The organism is Leifsonia sp. SIMBA_070 (assembly GCF_046534635.1).
Classification (GTDB): domain Bacteria; phylum Actinomycetota; class Actinomycetes; order Actinomycetales; family Microbacteriaceae; genus Leifsonia.
In genome coordinates this window covers 1-258 of sequence record NZ_JAWRYK010000510.1, presented here as the reverse complement: position 1 = coordinate 258, position 258 = coordinate 1, and the positions used below count along the sequence as shown (strand labels likewise).

Annotated in this window: 1 protein-coding gene; it reads right to left on the bottom strand. The window is 63.2% G+C overall.

Annotation, left to right across the window (positions count from 1 at the left end; genetic code table 11):
* On the bottom strand, window positions 1-258 hold a 258-nt coding region (locus SB754_RS21255; RefSeq protein ID WP_410784323.1), incomplete at both ends, for an EscU/YscU/HrcU family type III secretion system export apparatus switch protein.

Genomic DNA, 258 nt, shown 5'->3' with positions numbered 1-258 from the left:
CGGCAACGGCAGCCTGCAGCAGCGATCCCGTTCCCCCGGCAGCGGCTTCCAGGACCGAGGACACCGGCAGTCCGCCGGCTGTCGTGAGCACCGGCATCAGACCCTGGATCACCATGTACAGGACCAGTCCCACCACCGCGGTCTTCAACAGGGCTTTTACCCCCTGCCACAGCGCCTGCGTGCCGAACACGCGCTTCATTCCGTTGACCAGGTTGAACTGCTCGAACTTGCCCTTGAACTTCTTGAAGTGGATGCCAC